At 75.0% G+C, this 16,576-nt stretch carries 12 protein-coding genes; 10 read left to right on the plus strand and 2 right to left on the minus strand.

Going from position 1 to position 16,576, the window contains the following annotated elements; all coding sequences use genetic code 11:
- Positions 1–57 precede the first annotated feature (57 nt).
- Complete coding sequence (locus ACWGKU_RS23600; RefSeq protein WP_452177874.1) at positions 58–1,677, minus strand: alpha/beta hydrolase; 1,620 nt, start codon at positions 1,675–1,677, stop codon at positions 58–60.
- A 482-nt stretch (positions 1,678–2,159) separates the two neighbouring features.
- Here ACWGKU_RS23600 and ACWGKU_RS23605 point away from each other — a divergent pair, with 482 nt between their 5' ends.
- Positions 2,160–2,834 carry a TetR/AcrR family transcriptional regulator C-terminal domain-containing protein gene (locus ACWGKU_RS23605; protein ID WP_452177873.1) on the plus strand — a complete coding sequence of 225 codons (675 nt, stop codon included), beginning with the start codon at positions 2,160–2,162 and terminating at the stop codon, positions 2,832–2,834.
- A 144-nt stretch (positions 2,835–2,978) separates the two neighbouring features.
- Here the strand turns inward: ACWGKU_RS23605 and ACWGKU_RS23610 are convergent, their stop codons facing one another.
- On the minus strand, positions 2,979–3,584 hold the full coding sequence (locus tag ACWGKU_RS23610; protein ID WP_401052275.1) for a TetR/AcrR family transcriptional regulator: 606 nt from the start codon (positions 3,582–3,584) through the stop codon (positions 2,979–2,981).
- Positions 3,585–3,838: 254 nt separating this feature from the next.
- Between ACWGKU_RS23610 and ACWGKU_RS23615 the strand changes: the two genes are divergently transcribed.
- The 9 genes from ACWGKU_RS23615 to ACWGKU_RS23655 all read left to right on the plus strand — a co-directional run bounded on the left by ACWGKU_RS23615 (position 3,839) and on the right by ACWGKU_RS23655 (position 16,364).
- Positions 3,839–5,014, plus strand: a complete 1,176-nt coding sequence (locus tag ACWGKU_RS23615) for an FAD-dependent monooxygenase (protein ID WP_452177872.1) — start codon at positions 3,839–3,841, stop codon at positions 5,012–5,014.
- Between the two features lie 57 nt (positions 5,015–5,071).
- Entirely contained in the window at positions 5,072–5,593 is a 522-nt protein-coding gene (locus tag ACWGKU_RS23620; RefSeq protein WP_401048700.1) for a MarR family winged helix-turn-helix transcriptional regulator, read from the plus strand.
- Between the two features lie 115 nt (positions 5,594–5,708).
- The gene (locus ACWGKU_RS23625; RefSeq protein ID WP_452177871.1) at positions 5,709–6,269 is read left to right on the plus strand and encodes a hypothetical protein; all 561 of its coding nucleotides are present in this window, start codon (positions 5,709–5,711) and stop codon (positions 6,267–6,269) included.
- A complete protein-coding gene (locus ACWGKU_RS23630) occupies positions 6,266–7,132 on the plus strand; it encodes an NmrA family NAD(P)-binding protein (protein WP_401048697.1) in 867 nt (288 codons plus the stop codon). The genes ACWGKU_RS23625 and ACWGKU_RS23630 overlap by 4 nt, the downstream gene beginning before the upstream one ends.
- Positions 7,133–7,522: 390 nt before the next feature.
- Positions 7,523–11,470, plus strand: coding sequence for a Pls/PosA family non-ribosomal peptide synthetase (locus ACWGKU_RS23635; RefSeq protein WP_452177869.1), 3,948 nt, complete (start codon positions 7,523–7,525; stop codon positions 11,468–11,470).
- 46 nt (positions 11,471–11,516) lie between these two features.
- Positions 11,517–12,842 (plus strand): M1 family metallopeptidase, encoded by a 1,326-nt coding sequence (locus tag ACWGKU_RS23640; protein WP_401056234.1) that lies wholly within the window; start codon positions 11,517–11,519, stop codon positions 12,840–12,842.
- 197 nt (positions 12,843–13,039) lie between these two features.
- Positions 13,040–14,419, plus strand: coding sequence for a serine hydrolase domain-containing protein (locus tag ACWGKU_RS23645; RefSeq protein ID WP_401048106.1), 1,380 nt, complete (start codon positions 13,040–13,042; stop codon positions 14,417–14,419).
- A gap of 293 nt (positions 14,420–14,712) precedes the next feature.
- Positions 14,713–15,546: a GNAT family N-acetyltransferase gene (locus ACWGKU_RS23650; protein ID WP_401048103.1), complete on the plus strand. Its 834-nt coding sequence runs from the start codon at positions 14,713–14,715 to the stop codon at positions 15,544–15,546.
- Complete coding sequence (locus ACWGKU_RS23655) at positions 15,543–16,364, plus strand: lysophospholipid acyltransferase family protein (protein ID WP_452177868.1); 822 nt, start codon at positions 15,543–15,545, stop codon at positions 16,362–16,364. Before ACWGKU_RS23650 ends, ACWGKU_RS23655 begins: the two co-directional genes overlap by 4 nt.
- The last annotated feature ends 212 nt before the right edge of the window (positions 16,365–16,576 follow it).

Raw genomic sequence — 16,576 nt, forward strand, 5'->3', positions numbered from 1 at the left:
GCACCGCCGACCACCACGACCGTCAACTTCTCCCCCGGGTCACCGGGGGCCGTTCCGTCAGACCGCCGGGAAGATCTCCGCGTCCGGCTTCAGCAGCTGGCCGGCGGCCGGCGCGGTGCCGTCCACCAGGTAGCGGGTGACCAGCTGATTCAGCGCCTGGCTGCGGCCCACGGCGCAGTGCTCGATCGAGTCGACGCTGACCAGCACCGCGTTGCTCAGCTCCTGCTGCATCCGCTGGGCGAACTTGTACTGGGTGGCCGGGTCGTAGAGGTTGCCGATCACCATCACGGTGTTGGAGGTCTTCTTGTTCCACGGGCCGGAGAAGCGCTCGGCGTCCCGGGCCGGGGCCGGCCAGCTCGCGCACGCCGGCGCGTCGAAGGCCTGGTAGCGACCGAAGGTCGGCATGTCCTTCTCCCAGGCCTTGGCCGCGTTCGCGAACACCCGGTCGTTGGAGGGGTACGGCTTGTCCTGGCAGTTGACGGCCAGGTAGGAGTCGTCCGCGGTGTACTCGGAGTCGACCGGGGCCTCCCGCAGGGCCGCCCGCGGGACGTCCACCGAGAGCAGGTTGGCGTCCTCGTCCGAGACGTTCGCCTGCGGGGCCAGCAGGGCGGTCGCGGCCGGCTTCTGGAAGACCTGGTAGGTCGCCTGGAGCGACTTGGCCAGCGGGGCCAGCTTGGCCTGCGAGTACAGGGCGCTGGCCACCTCCCCGGTGAAGGTGCTCAGGGTCACCTTGGAGCCGTTCGGCAGCGTGATCGGGCTGGTCCGCAGGTGGTCGCGGAGCTGGTCGAACTTGGCCCGGGTGTCGCCATCGCCGAAGGCGCAGCGCGGAGCGCCGGCGGCCTGGCAGCGCTTGAGGAACTCGTCCAGGGCGATCTCGAAGCCGTTCGCCCGCTGGCGGTCGTACTCCAGGCCGTTGTGCAGGCGCAGGTCCGGGTCGACGTTGCCGTCGACGATGATCGCGCGGACCTTGTTCGGGTACATGTTGGCGTACGTCGAACCGATCAGGGTGCCGTAGGAGAACCCGGCGAAGGTGAGCTGGGAGTCACCGACGGCGCGGCGCATCCGGTCCAGGTCGCGCACCACGTTGATGGTCGACATGTGCTCGATCAGCGGGCCGGCGTTCTTGCTGCAGGCGTCGGTGTAGTCCTGGTCCGCGTCGAGCGTCTCGTTGATCTCGGCCTTGGTGACCGGCACGCCGACCATGCGGTTGGTGACCGCGTCGGCGTCCTCCTGGGTCTTGAAGCACTTGAGCGGGTTGCTCCGGGCCACACCGCGCGGGTCGAAGCCGACCAGGTCGAACTTCGACTGCACCTCGGCACCGAAGCGGGCGGTCGTCGCCCACAGGTAACCACTGCCGCCCGGGCCGCCGGGGTTGAGGAACAGCGAGCCGATCCGCTTCGACGGGTCGCTCGCCCGCCGCCGCATCATGGCGATGCCGACCTTCTCACCCTTCGGGTTGTCGTAGTCCAGCGGCACGGGGTAAACGGCGCAGTCGTAGATGCCGGGGTCCGGCTTGGTCGGGTCGGGGTTGCACGGCGTCCAGGCGACAGGGTCGACCTTCGCCTCGGCCAGACCCGGGGCCTGGTCGATGGGCGCCGCCGACGCGGCGACGGCGGTGCCGGTGACAAGTGCGAGAGCGCAGGTGACCGCTCCGGCCAGCGTGGATATGCGGGACAAGGAACCTCCTCCGTACTGAAAGGGCGGCCCCAGCCTGTCAGCCGGAGATCTCCGTGGGAAGACCTTAGAGCGGCGTAAATCATCCACCCGACACGGAACGCCTCGCGAAATATTCTGTGAATGAACCAACTTGACGGTTGATTGACCTGATGCCTTGTCACTCGAAGTCGTCGGTCGGCCCGGGTTCGGCGGGGCCGAACAGAGAGGCTCGGATACCCCGGGCGACCACCCCCCTCGGAGCGCCGCTATTGTGCGACCGGCCGCGACGGGCCCTCCGGGATCCACGCCCTGCGGAACCCTCCGCACTGCACGTCCTCGTTGAGCCTGCGGACCAGGACGACGACAAGCCGCACGACACCCTCCCCAGAGACTTCTTGCAGCGCAAGAAGCTGAGGTCGAGTGTGGTTCTCTTGCAGTGCAAGACTCGTCAAGGCCCGGACCGCACAGCCCCGGTGGAGCCCATTGGGGTGAAGGAGGAACCGATGCCGACCCGGCGTACCCGCCCACGGACGGGGCTGACCCGCGAGAAGGTCATCGACGCCGCACTCGCCTACGTGGACGAACACGGCCTCGCCGCGCTCTCCAACCGCAAGCTCGGTGCGGCGCTCGGCGTCGAGGGGATGACGCTCTACTACTACGTCCCCAGCAGGACCGCCCTGCTCGACGGCATGGTGGAGCGCCTGCTGGAGCTGTCGGCGGGAAGCCTGTTCGGCGAGCCCGACGGCCCGTGGACGGAGGCGGTCCGGGACTTCGCCGTCGAACTGCGCCGACTGCTGCTCGACCATCCGGCCATACTCACCGTGCTGGCCACCCGCCCGGTCGCCACGCCGGTCGCCCTCGCCCTACTGGAGCGCGGCATCGCCGTGCTCCACGAGGACGGCGTCCCACTCGGAGACGCGCTCGACGTGCTCAACTCCGTCGTCCGGTGGACCATCGGGCACACGCTGGGCGAGGCCGGCGAGACGCCCCACCACGAGTGCACCGAACCCCGGCCCGAACAGTTCGCCGCCCTGGACCAGAAGGTCTACCCCCACCTCGTGCAGGCCTTCGCCACCGGCGAGGGACTCGACTCCGAGCAGTGCTTCCACCGCACGCTGCGCATCCTGCTCGCCGGCTACGCCTCCGAGCTGAGGCACCCGCACGGACCCGATTCCTGATCGGGCGACGGACCGCCGGACACGCCCCCGACAGCCCCGCCCTGTCCGCCCGGCTCGCCCGGCTGACGCGGGCCGGGCGGACAGGGCGAGTCGCACGAGCCGGGCCGGGTCGCGTCGACGAGGCGCGGCGAGGGCCGGCGAGGCTCAGCTCGCGACCGCTCCCCGCAGGGCGGCTGCCACCAGTCCCTGGATCGCGTCCGCCCCGGGCTCGCCGCCGCCCACCAGGTGCTCGAAGACCAGGCCGTCGACGCAGGCCAGCAGCACGGCCGTCCGCCCGTCGGGGTCGGCCACGCCCTGAGCGGCGAGGAAGTCACGGACGGCGGCGCGCCCGGCGTTCTCCCGCGGGACGAGGATCTCGCGCAGCTCGGGATCGCGGACGCTCTCCACCGCGCAGGCGTACCGGGCGAGCGAGCGCCGCCGCCCGTCCCCGGACAGGCGGCGCCGCGCCAACTCCGCGATCCCGTCGGACAGCTCCGCCGCCGAACGGACCGGCACCTGCTCCCCCATGGCGTGCAGTTCGCCCTGATCCAGCTCCACCAGCCGTCGCACCAGCGCGGTGAGCAGGGCCTGCCGGGTCCGCAGGTAGGCCGAGGTGGTCCCGAGCGGCAGCCCGGCCGCCGCGTCGACCGCCCGGTGGGTCAGTCCGCGCACGCCGAGGTCCGCCAGCACGCCGATCGCGGCGTCCGCCAGTACCGTGCGCCGGTCCGGCCGCCCCGCATCGTCCCGCTTCTGGTCCTCGTTTCGCCGCATCCCTCCTTTCTACCGGGGCCGGGGCACCTGCCGCGCACCGCCTCGGTCCGGGCCGGCCGTCACCCACCGGCCTCCGGCCACCAACCGCCGACCGCCGGCCCCTCGCCACCCCCATGGCCAAGCGGCCGGGCGGCCGGCCCGCCACCGCGCCACCCCGGCCCGCCACCCCGGCCCGCCTCCGTCCGCCGACAGCCCCGTAGTACGCTCCTTCTACAAATGTAGAAGACAGCGCGGCGACACGGGAAGGACCGGGCATGAGCAGCAACAGCGCGGTGGTGGTCGGGGGCGGCATCGGCGGACTGGCGGCCGCCATCGGGCTCCGGCTGGCGGGGTGGGACGTGACCGTGGTCGAGCGGGCGGACGTCCTGGAGGATGCGGGCGCCGGCATCTCCCTGGCCGCCAACGGGATGCGCGCGCTCGCGGCCCTGGGGGTCGGCGAGGCGGTCGAGGCGGCCGCCCGCCGCCAGTACACCGGCGGCACCCGGACCCCGGACGGCCGCCGGCTCGCCGCGATGGACGGCGCGGCGCTGGAGCGCGAGCTGGGCGCCCCGATCGTCGGGATCCGCCGCGCGGCCCTGCACCGCGTCCTGCGCGAGGCGCTGCCCGCCGCCTCCCTGGTCGTCGGCTCCGAGGTGACGGAGGTGGACACCACGCGACCGTTCCGGGTCCGGGCCGGCTTCGGCGGCACGACACTGGAGGCCGACCTCCTGGTGGCGGCCGACGGCGTCAACAGCCGTCTCCGGCGCCGCCTCTTCCCCGACCACCCCGGCGCCGCCTACAGCGGTTCGACGGTGCTGCGGGCGATCACCGAGCGTCCGGTCGACGGCCTGAAGGCCGACTTCGAGCTGACCTGGGGCCACGGCGCCGAGTTCGGCCACATCGCCTTCCCGGACGGCACCGCCGAGTGGCACGCGGTCCTGAACGCCCCGGCCGGGGTCCGCTACCGGGACCCGCTGACCGAGGTCCGCCGCCGCTTCGCCCGCTGGCACGACCCGATCCCCTCGCTGCTGGCCGCGACCCGACCGGAGGCGGTGCTGCACCACGACGTCAACGAGCTGGCCACGCCACTGCCGTCCTACGTGTCGGGCCGGATCGCGCTGCTCGGCGACGCGGCGCACGCCATGACGCCCCACCTCGGCCAGGGCGCCTGCCAGGCGCTGGAGGACGCGGTGACCCTGGCGGCGGCGCTCACCGGGGCCCGGACGGTCGAGGGCGCGCTCGCGCGTTACGACGCGGCCCGCCGCCCGCGCAGCCAGACCGTGGCCCGCGATGCCCGCCGGGCCGGCCGGATGGGCCAGCAGCTCGCCCACCCGCTGGCGGTCGGCCTGCGCAACGCCGCGATCCGGCTCACCCCGCCCGGCGCGATGGTCCGGACCGTCCTGCGGCACGCCGACTGGACGCCGCCCAGAATCGCTCCCCGTGCCGCCTAGGCATCAGTCCGTGGTTCGACTTGACCGGGAATCAGGTTAGGCACCATATTACTTCTTGTGACCCAGCACCCCGAGGGTGGCCCCACGGCCCCCAGCCTCGATCAGGCCCGCCGCCAGATCGCCCGCTACGGCCTCGCGGCCGACCCGCAGGCGATCCTGGTAGCGGCCCGGCTGATGGCGGCGGGCGCCAGGATCGGCCAGGCCGGCGAGGTGCACTTCGGCCGCTTCGGTCTCTCCACCGGCCGCTACCGGCTGCTGGCGGACCTGGAGGACCACGGCGGCGAGAAGTCGCCCTCCCAGCTCGCGGCGAGCCTCGGCGTCTCCCGGGCGACCGTGACCGGCCTGGTCGACGGTCTGGAGCGGGAGGGCCTGGTGGCCCGCCGGCCGTCCACCGAGGACGGCCGCGGCAACGTGGTGATCCTCACCGCGCGGGGCGCCGACAAGCTGCGGGAGCTGGCCCCCGCGCACTTCACCCGGATGCAGGCACTGGTCGAGGGCCTTTCCGTCGAGGAGCGCGCCACCTTCCTGGACCTGCTGGCCCGGGTGGTCGCGGGCATGGACGCACTCACCGAGGACTGATCCGACCCCCGGCGGGCCGCCGAATGGTGGCCCGCCTCCCTTCAGCCCCACTAGTTAGGTGCCTAAGCACAAATACTTAGGCACCTAACCACAAGCGAGAGGAAGAACCGACCCCATGAGCAAGAAGGCCCCGGGCGCTCCCCCGCCCTTCGTCCTGTGGCGCGAGGTCCTGGTCGCCTACGTCATGCCCGCCGCCATGGCCGGGACCGGCGGAGCCGTCACCGGCCAGCCGCAGCTGGTGGCCGCCGCGCTCACCACCATCGGCGGCACCTCCGCCCTGGTGGCCGCCGCACTCGGCGCCGTGCTGCGCCGCCGCCCCGTCCGCACCCGGCCCGCCCGGACCCCTCGCCCGCTCGCGGCCGCCGCCCTCGGCCTGGTCGCCGCCGCCCTCGGCCTGGCGGTCGGCCTCGCCGCCGCCCGCTGGCTACCGCACGTCCCGGCCCTCGCCGACAGCCCCTGGCCGCGCCGGCTGCCGATCGACCTGCCGGTCTCCTCGGCGATCGCCGCCACCATCACCACCTGGCACTGGCGCGGCAGCCGCCCGGCCCGCACGGCGCAGCACCGGCTCCCCGCCGCATCCCAAGCCGGAACCGCGCCCCGACCCGGAACCGCATCCCAGCCCGGAACCGCACTCCACCCCGGAATCGCACCCCATCCCGAAAGGCAGACGTCATGATCGTCATCATGGGCGCCGGTGGCGCCACCGGCGGCGCCACCCTGCGCAGCCTCGCCGCCCTCGGCGCACCGAGCCGCGCCCTCAGCCGCGACCCCGCCCGGTTGGCCGCCGCCCTCGACGAGCACACGCTCACCCGGACCGCCACCCTCCCGGCCGACGCCGCCGACCCGGCCTCCCTGCGTACGGCGTTCCGCGGTGCGCACCAGCTCTTCCTCACCATGGCCAACGGCCCGCAGCAGGTCCAGTACGAGCTGAACGCGATCGAGGCCGCGGTGGACTGCGGCGTGGAGCACATCGTCAAGGTCTCCGCGCCCGCCGCCGAGCCGGACTCGCCCGTCGCCGTCTCGCGCGGCCACCATCTGATCGAGGAGCGGCTGCGCTCCTGCGGCATCACCACCACCGTCCTACGGCCGTACGCGTTCATGCAGAAGCTGCTGCTCCTGGCGCCCGGCATCGCCGCCGCCGGGGTGGTGCACGGCGCGATGGGCCAGGCCCGGTGCAACTACGTGGACGCCCGGGACATCGGGGACGCCGCGGCCGAGGTGCTCACCCGTCCCGAGCTGGCCGGCGGCACCTACCCGCTCACCGGCGGGCGGGCCTACAGCTACCCGGAGCTCACCGCACTGCTGGGCGAGCTGCTCGGCCGGCCGGTCCGCTACCTCGACCTGAGCCCGTCCGACCTGCACGCCCACCTGGTCGGCCGGGCCGGGATGCCGCCCTGGCTCGCCACCCACGTGGTGGAGATCCAGCAGCTCGCGGTGGTCCGCAAGGAGACCCCGGACGGCTCCTTCCTTGGCCTCACCGGACGCGCCCCGCGTACCCTGGAGGCCTTCCTCGGCGAGAACCTGCACCGGTTCCGCTGACCACCGGGCAGGACGGCGGGCCGGGCCCGGACCGGAGAAATCGGCCCGGGAGACCCGGCCCGCCGCCTCCCGCCACCCGAAGGGAGCAGGAATCGCTGTGGCATGGATCACGGTCGGAAAATCGACCTGACGATCCGTCAATTCTGCTGACGCCCCATCACTTCCACATCAAGAGGCGTCAGTTATTGACTGACGTTCTGTCAGATTCGGCCATTTGGGCGCCAGTTGGGCCGAGTGTCCGCTCCTGTCCGCTCGCCGCCCCGGGACTACCATCGGTCAGGTTGTCCGCTCCGGCCCCGGAGTGGGGTCACCCGATCAGGCGGTGCTCCCACCGCCCCAGGGGCCGGGCATCGGTCGGAACGGGGCGAGGACGAGGAGCGCACGGCTGCCATGACAGCTGAACCGAGCCACCCTGAGCAGTACGCCACGCCACCGCAGCAGCCCACCCAGGCCGCACCGCCCGCGCCACCGCAGCCGGAACCGGAACCAGAGCCGCAGCCCCAGCAGGCCCACGCCCTGTTCCCCGGCCGCCCGGCCGCCGCCCCGCGCACCCTGGTCGACGTGCTGGACGCCACCGTGCGCGCCCACCCCGACGAGCCCGCCCTGGACGACGGGCACACCGTGCTCAGCTACCGCGCGCTGGCCGCCGAGGTCGAGCAGCTGCGCCGCCGGCTGGCCGCCGTCGGGATCGGCCCGGGCGACCGGGTGGGCGTGCGCGTGCCCTCCGGCACCAACGACCTCTACGTCTCGATCCTCGCGGTGCTCGCCGCCGGCGCCGCCTACGTCCCGGTGGACGCCGAGGACCCGGACGAGCGCGCCGAGCTGGTCTTCGGCGAGGCCGCCGTCGCCGCCGTGCTCGGCGCCGACCGCGGCCTGGCGACGACCGGCGAGCGCGCTCCCGCCCTGGAACGCCGCCCCACCCCGGCCGACGACGCCTGGATCATCTTCACCTCCGGGTCGACCGGCAAGCCCAAGGGCGTGGCCGTCACCCACCACAACGCCGCCGCCTTCGTGGACGCCGAGGCCGCGCTCTTCCTCCAGGAGGAGCCGATCGGCCCCGGTGACCGGGTGATGGCCGGCCTCTCGGTCGCCTTCGACGCCTCCTGCGAGGAGATGTGGCTGGCCTGGCGGCACGGCGCCTGCCTGGTGCCGGTTCCCCGCTCCCAGGTGCGCAGCGGCGCCGACCTCGGCCCCTGGCTGGCCGAGCAGGAGATCACCGTGGTCTCCACCGTCCCGACTCTGGCCGCGCTGTGGCCGGCCGAGGCGCTCAACGAGGTGCGGCTGCTGATCTTCGGCGGCGAGGCCTGCCCGCCCGAGCTGGTGCAGCGCCTGGTCACCGAGGGCCGCGAGGTGTGGAACACCTACGGCCCCACCGAGGCCACCGTGGTCGCCTGCGCCGCCCTGCTGACCGGCGAGGGCCTGGTGCGGATCGGCCTGCCGTTGGACGGCTGGGACCTCGCCGTGGTGGACGAGGCCGGTGTGCCGGTCGCCCCCGGCGGCACCGGACAGCTGGTGATCGGCGGCGTGGGCCTGGCCCGCTACCTCGACCCGGAGAAGGACGCCGAGAAGTACGCGCCGCTGCCCTCGCTGGGCTGGGAGCGCGCCTACCGCAGCGGTGACCTGGTCCAGGCCGACCCGGCCGGTCTGCTCTTCCTCGGCCGCACCGACGAGCAGATCAAGCTGGGCGGCCGCCGGATCGAGCTCGGCGAGGTCGACGCGGCCCTGCAGGCCCTGCCCGGTGTGGCGGGCGCGGCGGCCGCCGTGCGGACCGCGCGCGGCGGCAACCAGCTGCTGGTCGGCTACCTGGTGGTCCAGGACGGCTTCGACCGCGAGCAGGCCGTCGAGCGGCTGCGCGCCGAGCTGCCGGCCGCCCTCGTGCCGCTGCTGGCGACCGTCGAGACCCTGCCCACCCGGACCTCCGGCAAGGTCGACCGCAACGCCCTGCCCTGGCCGCTGCCGGAGCTGGAGAACGCCGGCCCGAGCGAGGAGCTGTACGGCACCGAGGCCTGGCTGGCCGAGCAGTGGTCGGAGATCCTCGGCGTCCGGGTCGGCGGCCCGCGCGACGACTTCTTCGCGATCGGCGGCGGCAGCCTGGCCGCCGCCCGGCTGACCACCCTGCTGCGCACCCGCTACCCGAGCGCGGCCGTGCTGGACATCTACCAGCACCCGACGCTGCGCAAGCTCGCCCGACACCTGGAGCGCACCGCCGGCGAGAGTACCGAGGCCCGCACCGTCGCCCTGGTGCCGACCAGGGCCAAGCTGCTCCAGCTGTTCCTGCTGGTCCCGCTGTTCACCGTGGTCGGCCTGCGCTGGACGGTCGCCCTGCTGGCCGCCGGGAACCTCCTCACCCACCTCGGCGACTTCCCGTGGGCCCCCACCGCCTCCTGGTGGTGGGTCGGCGCGGGCGCGCTCGCGCTGTACACCCCGCCGGGCCGGCTGGCCCTCGCGGCGGGCGGCGCCCGGCTGCTGCTGCGCGGCGTGCGCCCGGGCAGCCACCCGCGCGGCGGCTCGGTCCACCTGCGGCTGTGGACCGCCGAGCGGCTCACCGAGCTGAGCGGCGCGGACTCGCTGTCCGGCGCCTGGCTGGTGCGCTACGCCCGGGTGCTGGGCGCCAAGGTGGCGCCCGAGGTGGACCTGCACTCGCTGCCGCCGGTCACCGGGATGCTGAAGCTGGGCCGCGGCTGCGCGGTCGAGGCCGAGGTGGACCTGTGCGGCTACTGGCTGGACGGCGACCGGCTGCTGATCGGCCAGGTCAAGATCGGTTCCGGTGCGGTGGTCGGCACCCGCTCGACCCTGCTGCCCGGCGCCCGGGTCGGCAAGCGCGCCCAGGTGGCGGCCGGCTCCAGCGTCACCGGCCAGGTGCCGACCGGCCAGCGCTGGGGCGGCGCGCCCGCCGTCAAGCTGGGCCGCGCCGAGCGCACCTGGCCCAAGGACCGCCCGGTCCGCCGGGCCCGCTGGGCCTCGCTGTACGGCGCCAGCGGTGCCGTGCTCGGCCTGCTCCCGGTGCTGCCCTCGCTCGCCGCGCTGGCCGTGCTCTCCCGCTTCGTCGACCAGGGCGCGGCCCTCGGCCCGGCGCTCGGCGGCGCGCTGCTCGGCCTGCTGCCCGCCACGCTGGCGTTCGGCGCGGTGTACGCGGCGCAGCTGGTGGTGCTGGTCCGGCTGCTGAGCATCGGCCTGGTGCCCGGGACGCACCCGCTGCACGGCCGGGTGGGCTGGCAGGCGTGGACCGTCACCCAGCTGATGGACCGGGCCCGCGAGGTGCTGTTCCCGCTCTACGCCGGACTCGTCACGCCGCTGTGGCTGCGCGCCCTCGGGATGCGGGTCGGCCGGGGCGCGGAGGTGTCCACGGTGCTGGCGCTGCCCAGCCTGACCACGGTCGGCGACGGCGCGTTCCTGGCCGACGACACCCTGATGGCCCCGTACGAGCTGGGCGGCGGCTGGGTGCGGCTCGGCGAGGCGAAGGTCGGCGAGCGGGCGTTCCTCGGCAACTCGGGGATGACCGCGCCGGGCCGCTCGGTGCCCAAGCGCGGCCTGGTGGGCGTGCTGTCGGCGACGCCGGCGAAGGCGAAGAAGGGCGGGTCGTACCTGGGCATGCCGCCGATGCGGCTGCCGCGCTCGGCGGACCAGGCCGACCAGAGCCTGACCTACGAGCCGCCGGCCCGGCTGCTGTGGGCGCGCGGGCTGGTCGAGGTGGGCCGGCTGGTGCCGGTGCTGGCCTCGGCGGCGCTGGGTCTGCTGACCGTGGCGGCGCTGTCCTGGCTGGCGGCCGGCTCGCCGCTGACCGCCGCGCTGCTGTCCGGCCTGGTCCTGCTGGCGGCCGGCGCGGTGGCCTGCGCGGTCGCGGTGGCGGCCAAGTGGCTGCTGGTCGGGCGGTTCCGCGCGGTGGAGCACCCGCTGTGGAGCGGTTTCGTGTGGCGCAACGAGCTGGCGGACACCTTCGTGGAGATGCTGGCCGTGCCGTGGCTGGTCGGCGCGGTGCCCGGCACCCCGGTGCTGAACCTGTGGCTGCGCTCGCTCGGCGCGCACGTCGGGCACGGCGTCTGGTGCGAGAGCTACTGGCTGCCGGAGGCGGACCTGGTCACCCTCGGCGACGGGGTCACCATCAACCGCGGCTGCGTGGTGCAGACACACCTCTTCCACGACCGGATCATGCGGATGGATACTGTGGTCCTCCGCGAGGGCGCCACCCTGGGCCCGGGCGGCATCGTGCTGCCCGGCAGCACGGTGGGCGCGCGCAGCACGCTGGGCCCGGCCTCGCTGGTGATGCGCGCCGAGTCCGTCCCCGCCGACACGCGGTGGCTGGGCAACCCGATCGAGGCGTGGCAGACCACGTCGTGACCACCTCCCCGTCCCCCGTCCCGGCCCGCAGGAAGCGCACGCCCCCGTGAAGCCCAAGCACGTCCCCGCGGCCGCCGGTGCCCCGGACCCGTACTTCCCGAACAGCGGCGACCACCGCTACCGGGTGCACCGCTACGAGCTGGCGCTGGACTACCGGCCCGGCCCCAACCGGCTGGCCGGCTCGGCCCGGCTGAGCGCGGTGGCGGACGCGGCGCTGGCGGAGTTCGCGCTCGACCTCGCCGAGTTCCGGATCGGCCGGGTGCTGGTCGACGGCCGGGCCGCCCGCTACACCCACCGCGGCGGCAAGCTGCGGATCCGCCCGGCCAGGGCGCTCGCACCGGGCGCCGCGTTCACCGTCGAGGTGCACTACACCGGCAACCCGCGCCCGGTGCGCAGCCCGTGGGGCGGCCTGGGCTGGGAGGAGCTGACCGAGGGCGCGCTGGTGGCGAGCCAGCCGGTCGGCGCACCGTCCTGGTTCCCGTGCAACGACCGGCCCGCCGACAAGGCCACCTACCAGCTGGCCGTCACCACGCCGTCCCCGTTCACGGTGGTGGCGAGCGGCCGGCTGCTGACCCGCACCACCAGGGCGTCCAGCACCACCTGGGTGTACGAGCAGAGCGCGCCTACCCCGACGTACCTGGTGACGGTGTCGATCGGGCACTACCGGCCGGTGCCGCTGGCGGTGCGACCGGCGGTGCCGCAGACCGGCTACGTCCCGGAGCGGCTGGCCGCCGCGTTCGCCCGGGACTTCGCCCGGCAGCCGGAGATGACGGCGTACTTCGGCGAGGTCTTCGGCCCGTACCCGTTCGGCGAGTACGCGGTGGTGATCGCGGACGAGGAACTGGACGTCCCGGTGGAGGCGCAGGGCGTCGCCACCTTCGGCACCAACCACCTCGGCGGCGGCTGGGAGCGCGAACGGCTGATCGCGCACGAGCTGGCCCACCAGTGGTTCGGCAACAGCGTCACGATCGCCGACTGGCGGCACATCTGGCTCAACGAGGGCTTCGCCAAGTACGCGGAGTGGCTCTGGTCCGAGCACGCCGGCGGCCCGGGCGCGGCCGTGCACGCCGCCGCCGCGCACCGGCTGCTGGCCGGGCTGCCGCAGGACCTCCGGCTCGACGACCCGGGCCGGAAGCTGATGTTCGACGACCGGCTCTACCAGCGCGGCGGACTGGTGGTGCACGCGCTGCGGCAAACGCTCGGCGAGGACGCGTTCTTCGCGATGCTGCGGGACTGGACGGGCGCCAACCGGCACGGCGTGGTCGCCACCTCCGACCTGCGCGCCCACGCCGCCCGGTACACCACCGCTCCGCTCGGCCCGCTCTTCGAGGCCTGGCTGGAGCGGCCGGAACTGCCGCCGCTGCCGGACTGAGCGCTCCACCCGGCCCGGCGCCGCGCGGTTCGCCCGCGACCGGGGCTCGGGCCTGGGCCGGGGTGTGGGCCTGGGTGTGGGCATGGGCCTGGGCCGGGGCGTGGGCCTGGGCCTGGGCCGGGACCGGATTAATCGGTCGGCCCCGGGCCCGGGCTGGGCTACTGTCCGTGCATATGTCGATGAGTCCAGAAGCCCACATGACCGACCTGCCCGACGAGCTGCTGCCCGCCACCCGCCGCGCGCTGCTGCACCGGCTCGCCGTCGCCCAGGCCGAGGGTCGCACGCCCTCCATGGTCGCCGGGGTCCTGCGCGACGGGCAGCCGGTGTGGAGCGGAGCCCGCAGCATGGTCGACGGGCACGCCCCCACCCCGGACGTCCAGTACCGCATCGGTTCGCTCACCAAGACCTTCGTCGCCGTGCTGGTGCTGCGGCTGCGCGACGAGGGCCTGCTCGACCTCGCCGACCCGCTCTCCCGCCACCTGCCCGGCACGCCCGCCGACGAGGCGACCGTCGCCCAGCTGCTCGCGCACTCCTCCGGCCTGACCGCCGAGACCCCCGGCCCCTGGTGGGAGCGGACCGAGGGCTCGCTGCGGCCGGGCCTCGGCGACCTCCTGGAGGCCGAACGGCCGCTGAAGCACCCGGCCGGGCGGGTCCACCACTACTCCAACCCCGGCTACGCGCTGCTCGGCGCGCTGGTGGCAAAGCTGCGCGGCGAGCCCTGGGGCGAGGTGCTGCGCCGCGAGGTGCTGGCCCCGCTCGGCATGGACCGCACCACGCTGCTGCCCGAGCACCCGCACGCCGGGGGCTTCGCCGTCCATCCCTGGGCCGACGTCCTGCTGCCCGAGCCGCTCACCGACACCGGCCTGATGGGCCCGGCCGGTCAACTCTGGTCCACCGTCGCCGACCTGGCCCGCTGGGCGGCCTTCCTGACGGCCGGCGACGACAAGGTGCTGTCCGCCGACTCCCTCGCCGAGATGCGCTGCCCGGCCGTCGCCCCGGACGACGCCGAGTGGACCAGCGGCTACGGCCTCGGCCTGCAACTGCGCCGCCACGAGGGCCGGTTGCTGTACGGGCACACCGGCTCGATGCCCGGATTCACGGCAGGCCTGTGGATCAGCGAGGCCGACGGCCTGGCCGCCTACGCCCTCTCCAACGCCACCAGCGGCGCCAGCGCCTCGGCCCTGGCGGCGCAGCTGATCGCGCTCACCGCCGAACTGGAGCCCCGGCTGCCCGAACCGTGGCGCCCGCTGCCCGCGGTGGACGCCGAGCTGCTGGAGCTCACCGGCCCCTGGTACTGGGGCGCCGCGCCGGCCACCCTGCGGCTGCGGCCCGGGCGGGTACTGGAGCTCACCCCGCTCACCGGCGCCGGCCGGGGCTCGCGCTTCCGGCCCGAACCGGACGGCACCTGGACCGGCGTGGAGAACTACTACGCGGGCGAGACCCTGCGGGTGGTCCGCCACCCCGACGGCACGGTCAGCCACCTCGACATCGGCTCCTTCGTCCACACCCGTGAGCCGTACGGCCCGGCCGGCGCCGTCCCGGGCGGGGTCGACCCGGAAGGCTGGCGGACGTTCTGAGCCGCGCGTAGCGATCGTGCCGCAGGGGCGCACGATGCGGCCGTACGCCCCTGCGGCGGGAGTTGTCCACCCCCGGCGGGCGAGCGCCGGGTGCCGGACAAGTGACCGCCGGGCCACGGGTGTTCCCATTCAACAGGTGCACATCTGCGCTCCGCCGGGCCGCAACATAAATGCCAACCGGCTCGGAGAGACATACGGGGACCGGTTCGCGTCCATGCCCAACCGCCTGCGGACCGGGACGGTGCCCTGGTGATCCACGGCACCGCCGATCGTGCTGCCCTGGAGGGTCCGCCATGACCACCGTCCCCACGTACGCTCCGTCCGCAGTCGCCCCCACCCACGACGCCCAGGCGGTCCCCGCGCGCCGCCCCCGGCCCGCCGCCCCGGCCGCGTACACCGTCTCCCTCGCCCGCGACGAGGACGACGTGCGCGCCGCCCAGCGGCTGCGTCACCAGGTCTTCGGCGCCGAGCTGGGCGCGGTGCTGCACAGCCCGGTCGAGGGCCTGGACGTCGACCCGTTCGACGAGTACTGCGACCACCTGCTGGTCCGCGAGGGCGAGCAGGGCGCCGTCGTCGGCACCTACCGTCTGCTGCGCCCCGAGGCCGCCCGCCGGGCCGGCCGGCTGTACTCCGACGGGGAGTTCGACCTCTCCGCGCTCGCGCCGGTGCGCCCCGGCCTGGTCGAGCTCGGGCGCTCCTGCATCCGCCCGGACCACCGGGGCAACGGCGCCGTCATCAACCTGATGTGGGGCGGCATCGCGCGCTACCTGGCCGACACCGGCAACACCTGGGTCGGCGGCTGCTGCTCGATCGAGCTGGCGGACGGCGGCGCCACCGCGGCCCGGGTCTGGGACACCGTCAGCGCCAAGCACCTGGCGCCCGAGGAGTACCGGGTCACCCCGCACCGCCGCTGGGACGCCACCGGGGTGGCGCGCGCCGAGCGGGGCGCGCTGCCGGCCCTGCTCCGCGGCTACCTGCGGCTGGGCGCCTGGGTCTGCGGCGAGCCCGCGTACGACCCGGACTTCGACTGCGCCGACCTGTACGTGCTGCTGTCGCTGGAGCGCACCGACCCGCGCTACCTGCGGCACTTCCTGTCCGGCGTACCCGCCTCGGGCGCCTCGTCATGAGCGTGTGGCTGCCCACGGCGACCTGCCGGCCCGAGACCTGCCTGGCCGAGGCCTCGCCGGAGGTCTCCCACCCCCGGCGGGCGCTGCGGCTGGCGGCCTGTCTGACCGCCGTGCTGGCGGGGGTCGTGCTCGGCCTGCCGGTCCGGCTGTTCCCGTACCGCGCCCGGATCCTGCTGGTCCGGCTCTGGGCGCGGACGGTACTGCGCGCCCTCGGGGTGACCGTCCACCTCGCGGGGCCCGACGGGCCGGGTCCCGGCGCGGACGGCGGGGTGCTGGTGGTGGCCAACCACGTGTCCTGGCTGGACATACCACTGCTCGCGGCCGGTCGGCCGGGCCGGTCACTGGCCAAGACCGAGGTCCGGCAGTGGCCGGTGCTCGGCCCGCTGATCGCCGGGTGCGGCACCGTCTTCCTGGACCGCGACCGGCTGCGGACGCTGCCGGACACCGTCGCCGCGGTGGCCGGGGTGCTGCGCTCCGGGCAACCGGTGATCGTCTTCCCGGAGGGGTCGACCTGGTGCGGGCGGGAGAGCGGCCGGTTCCGGCCCGCCCTGTTCCAGGCGGCGGTGGAGGCGGGCGCCGACGTCCAGCCGGTGACGATCCGCTACCGGCTGGCGGACGGGCGGCCGACCAGCGTGCCCGCCTTCATCGGGGACGACGGGCTGCTCACCTCGCTCGCCCGGGTGGTCGCGGCCCGCGGGCTGGTCGCCGACGTGACCTTCCTGCCGCCGATAGCGCCGCCCGGCCCGCAGCCCGCCCGGGCGGGCGCCCGGCGCGAGCTGGCCCACAGGGCGCAGGCGGCGATCGAGGGCATCCGCTGACGGGCCGCCGGTGCGGCGGCCCGTGCGACGGGCACGTCCGGGTATGCCGTGCGCCCGGCCGGGCCCCGGCTGGATCGCCGACTGGTTCGCCGATCAGGCAGAGCGGGCCTCGGGCCGGCGCCCCCGGCCCCCCCGGCCGGCCGCCCGCCGGGGGCACGGCGGGGGCCCCCCCGCCCGGGGCGGCGCCCGCGCGGCGGGGGGCCCCCGGGCCG

The organism is Kitasatospora sp. NPDC054768 (assembly GCF_053612025.1).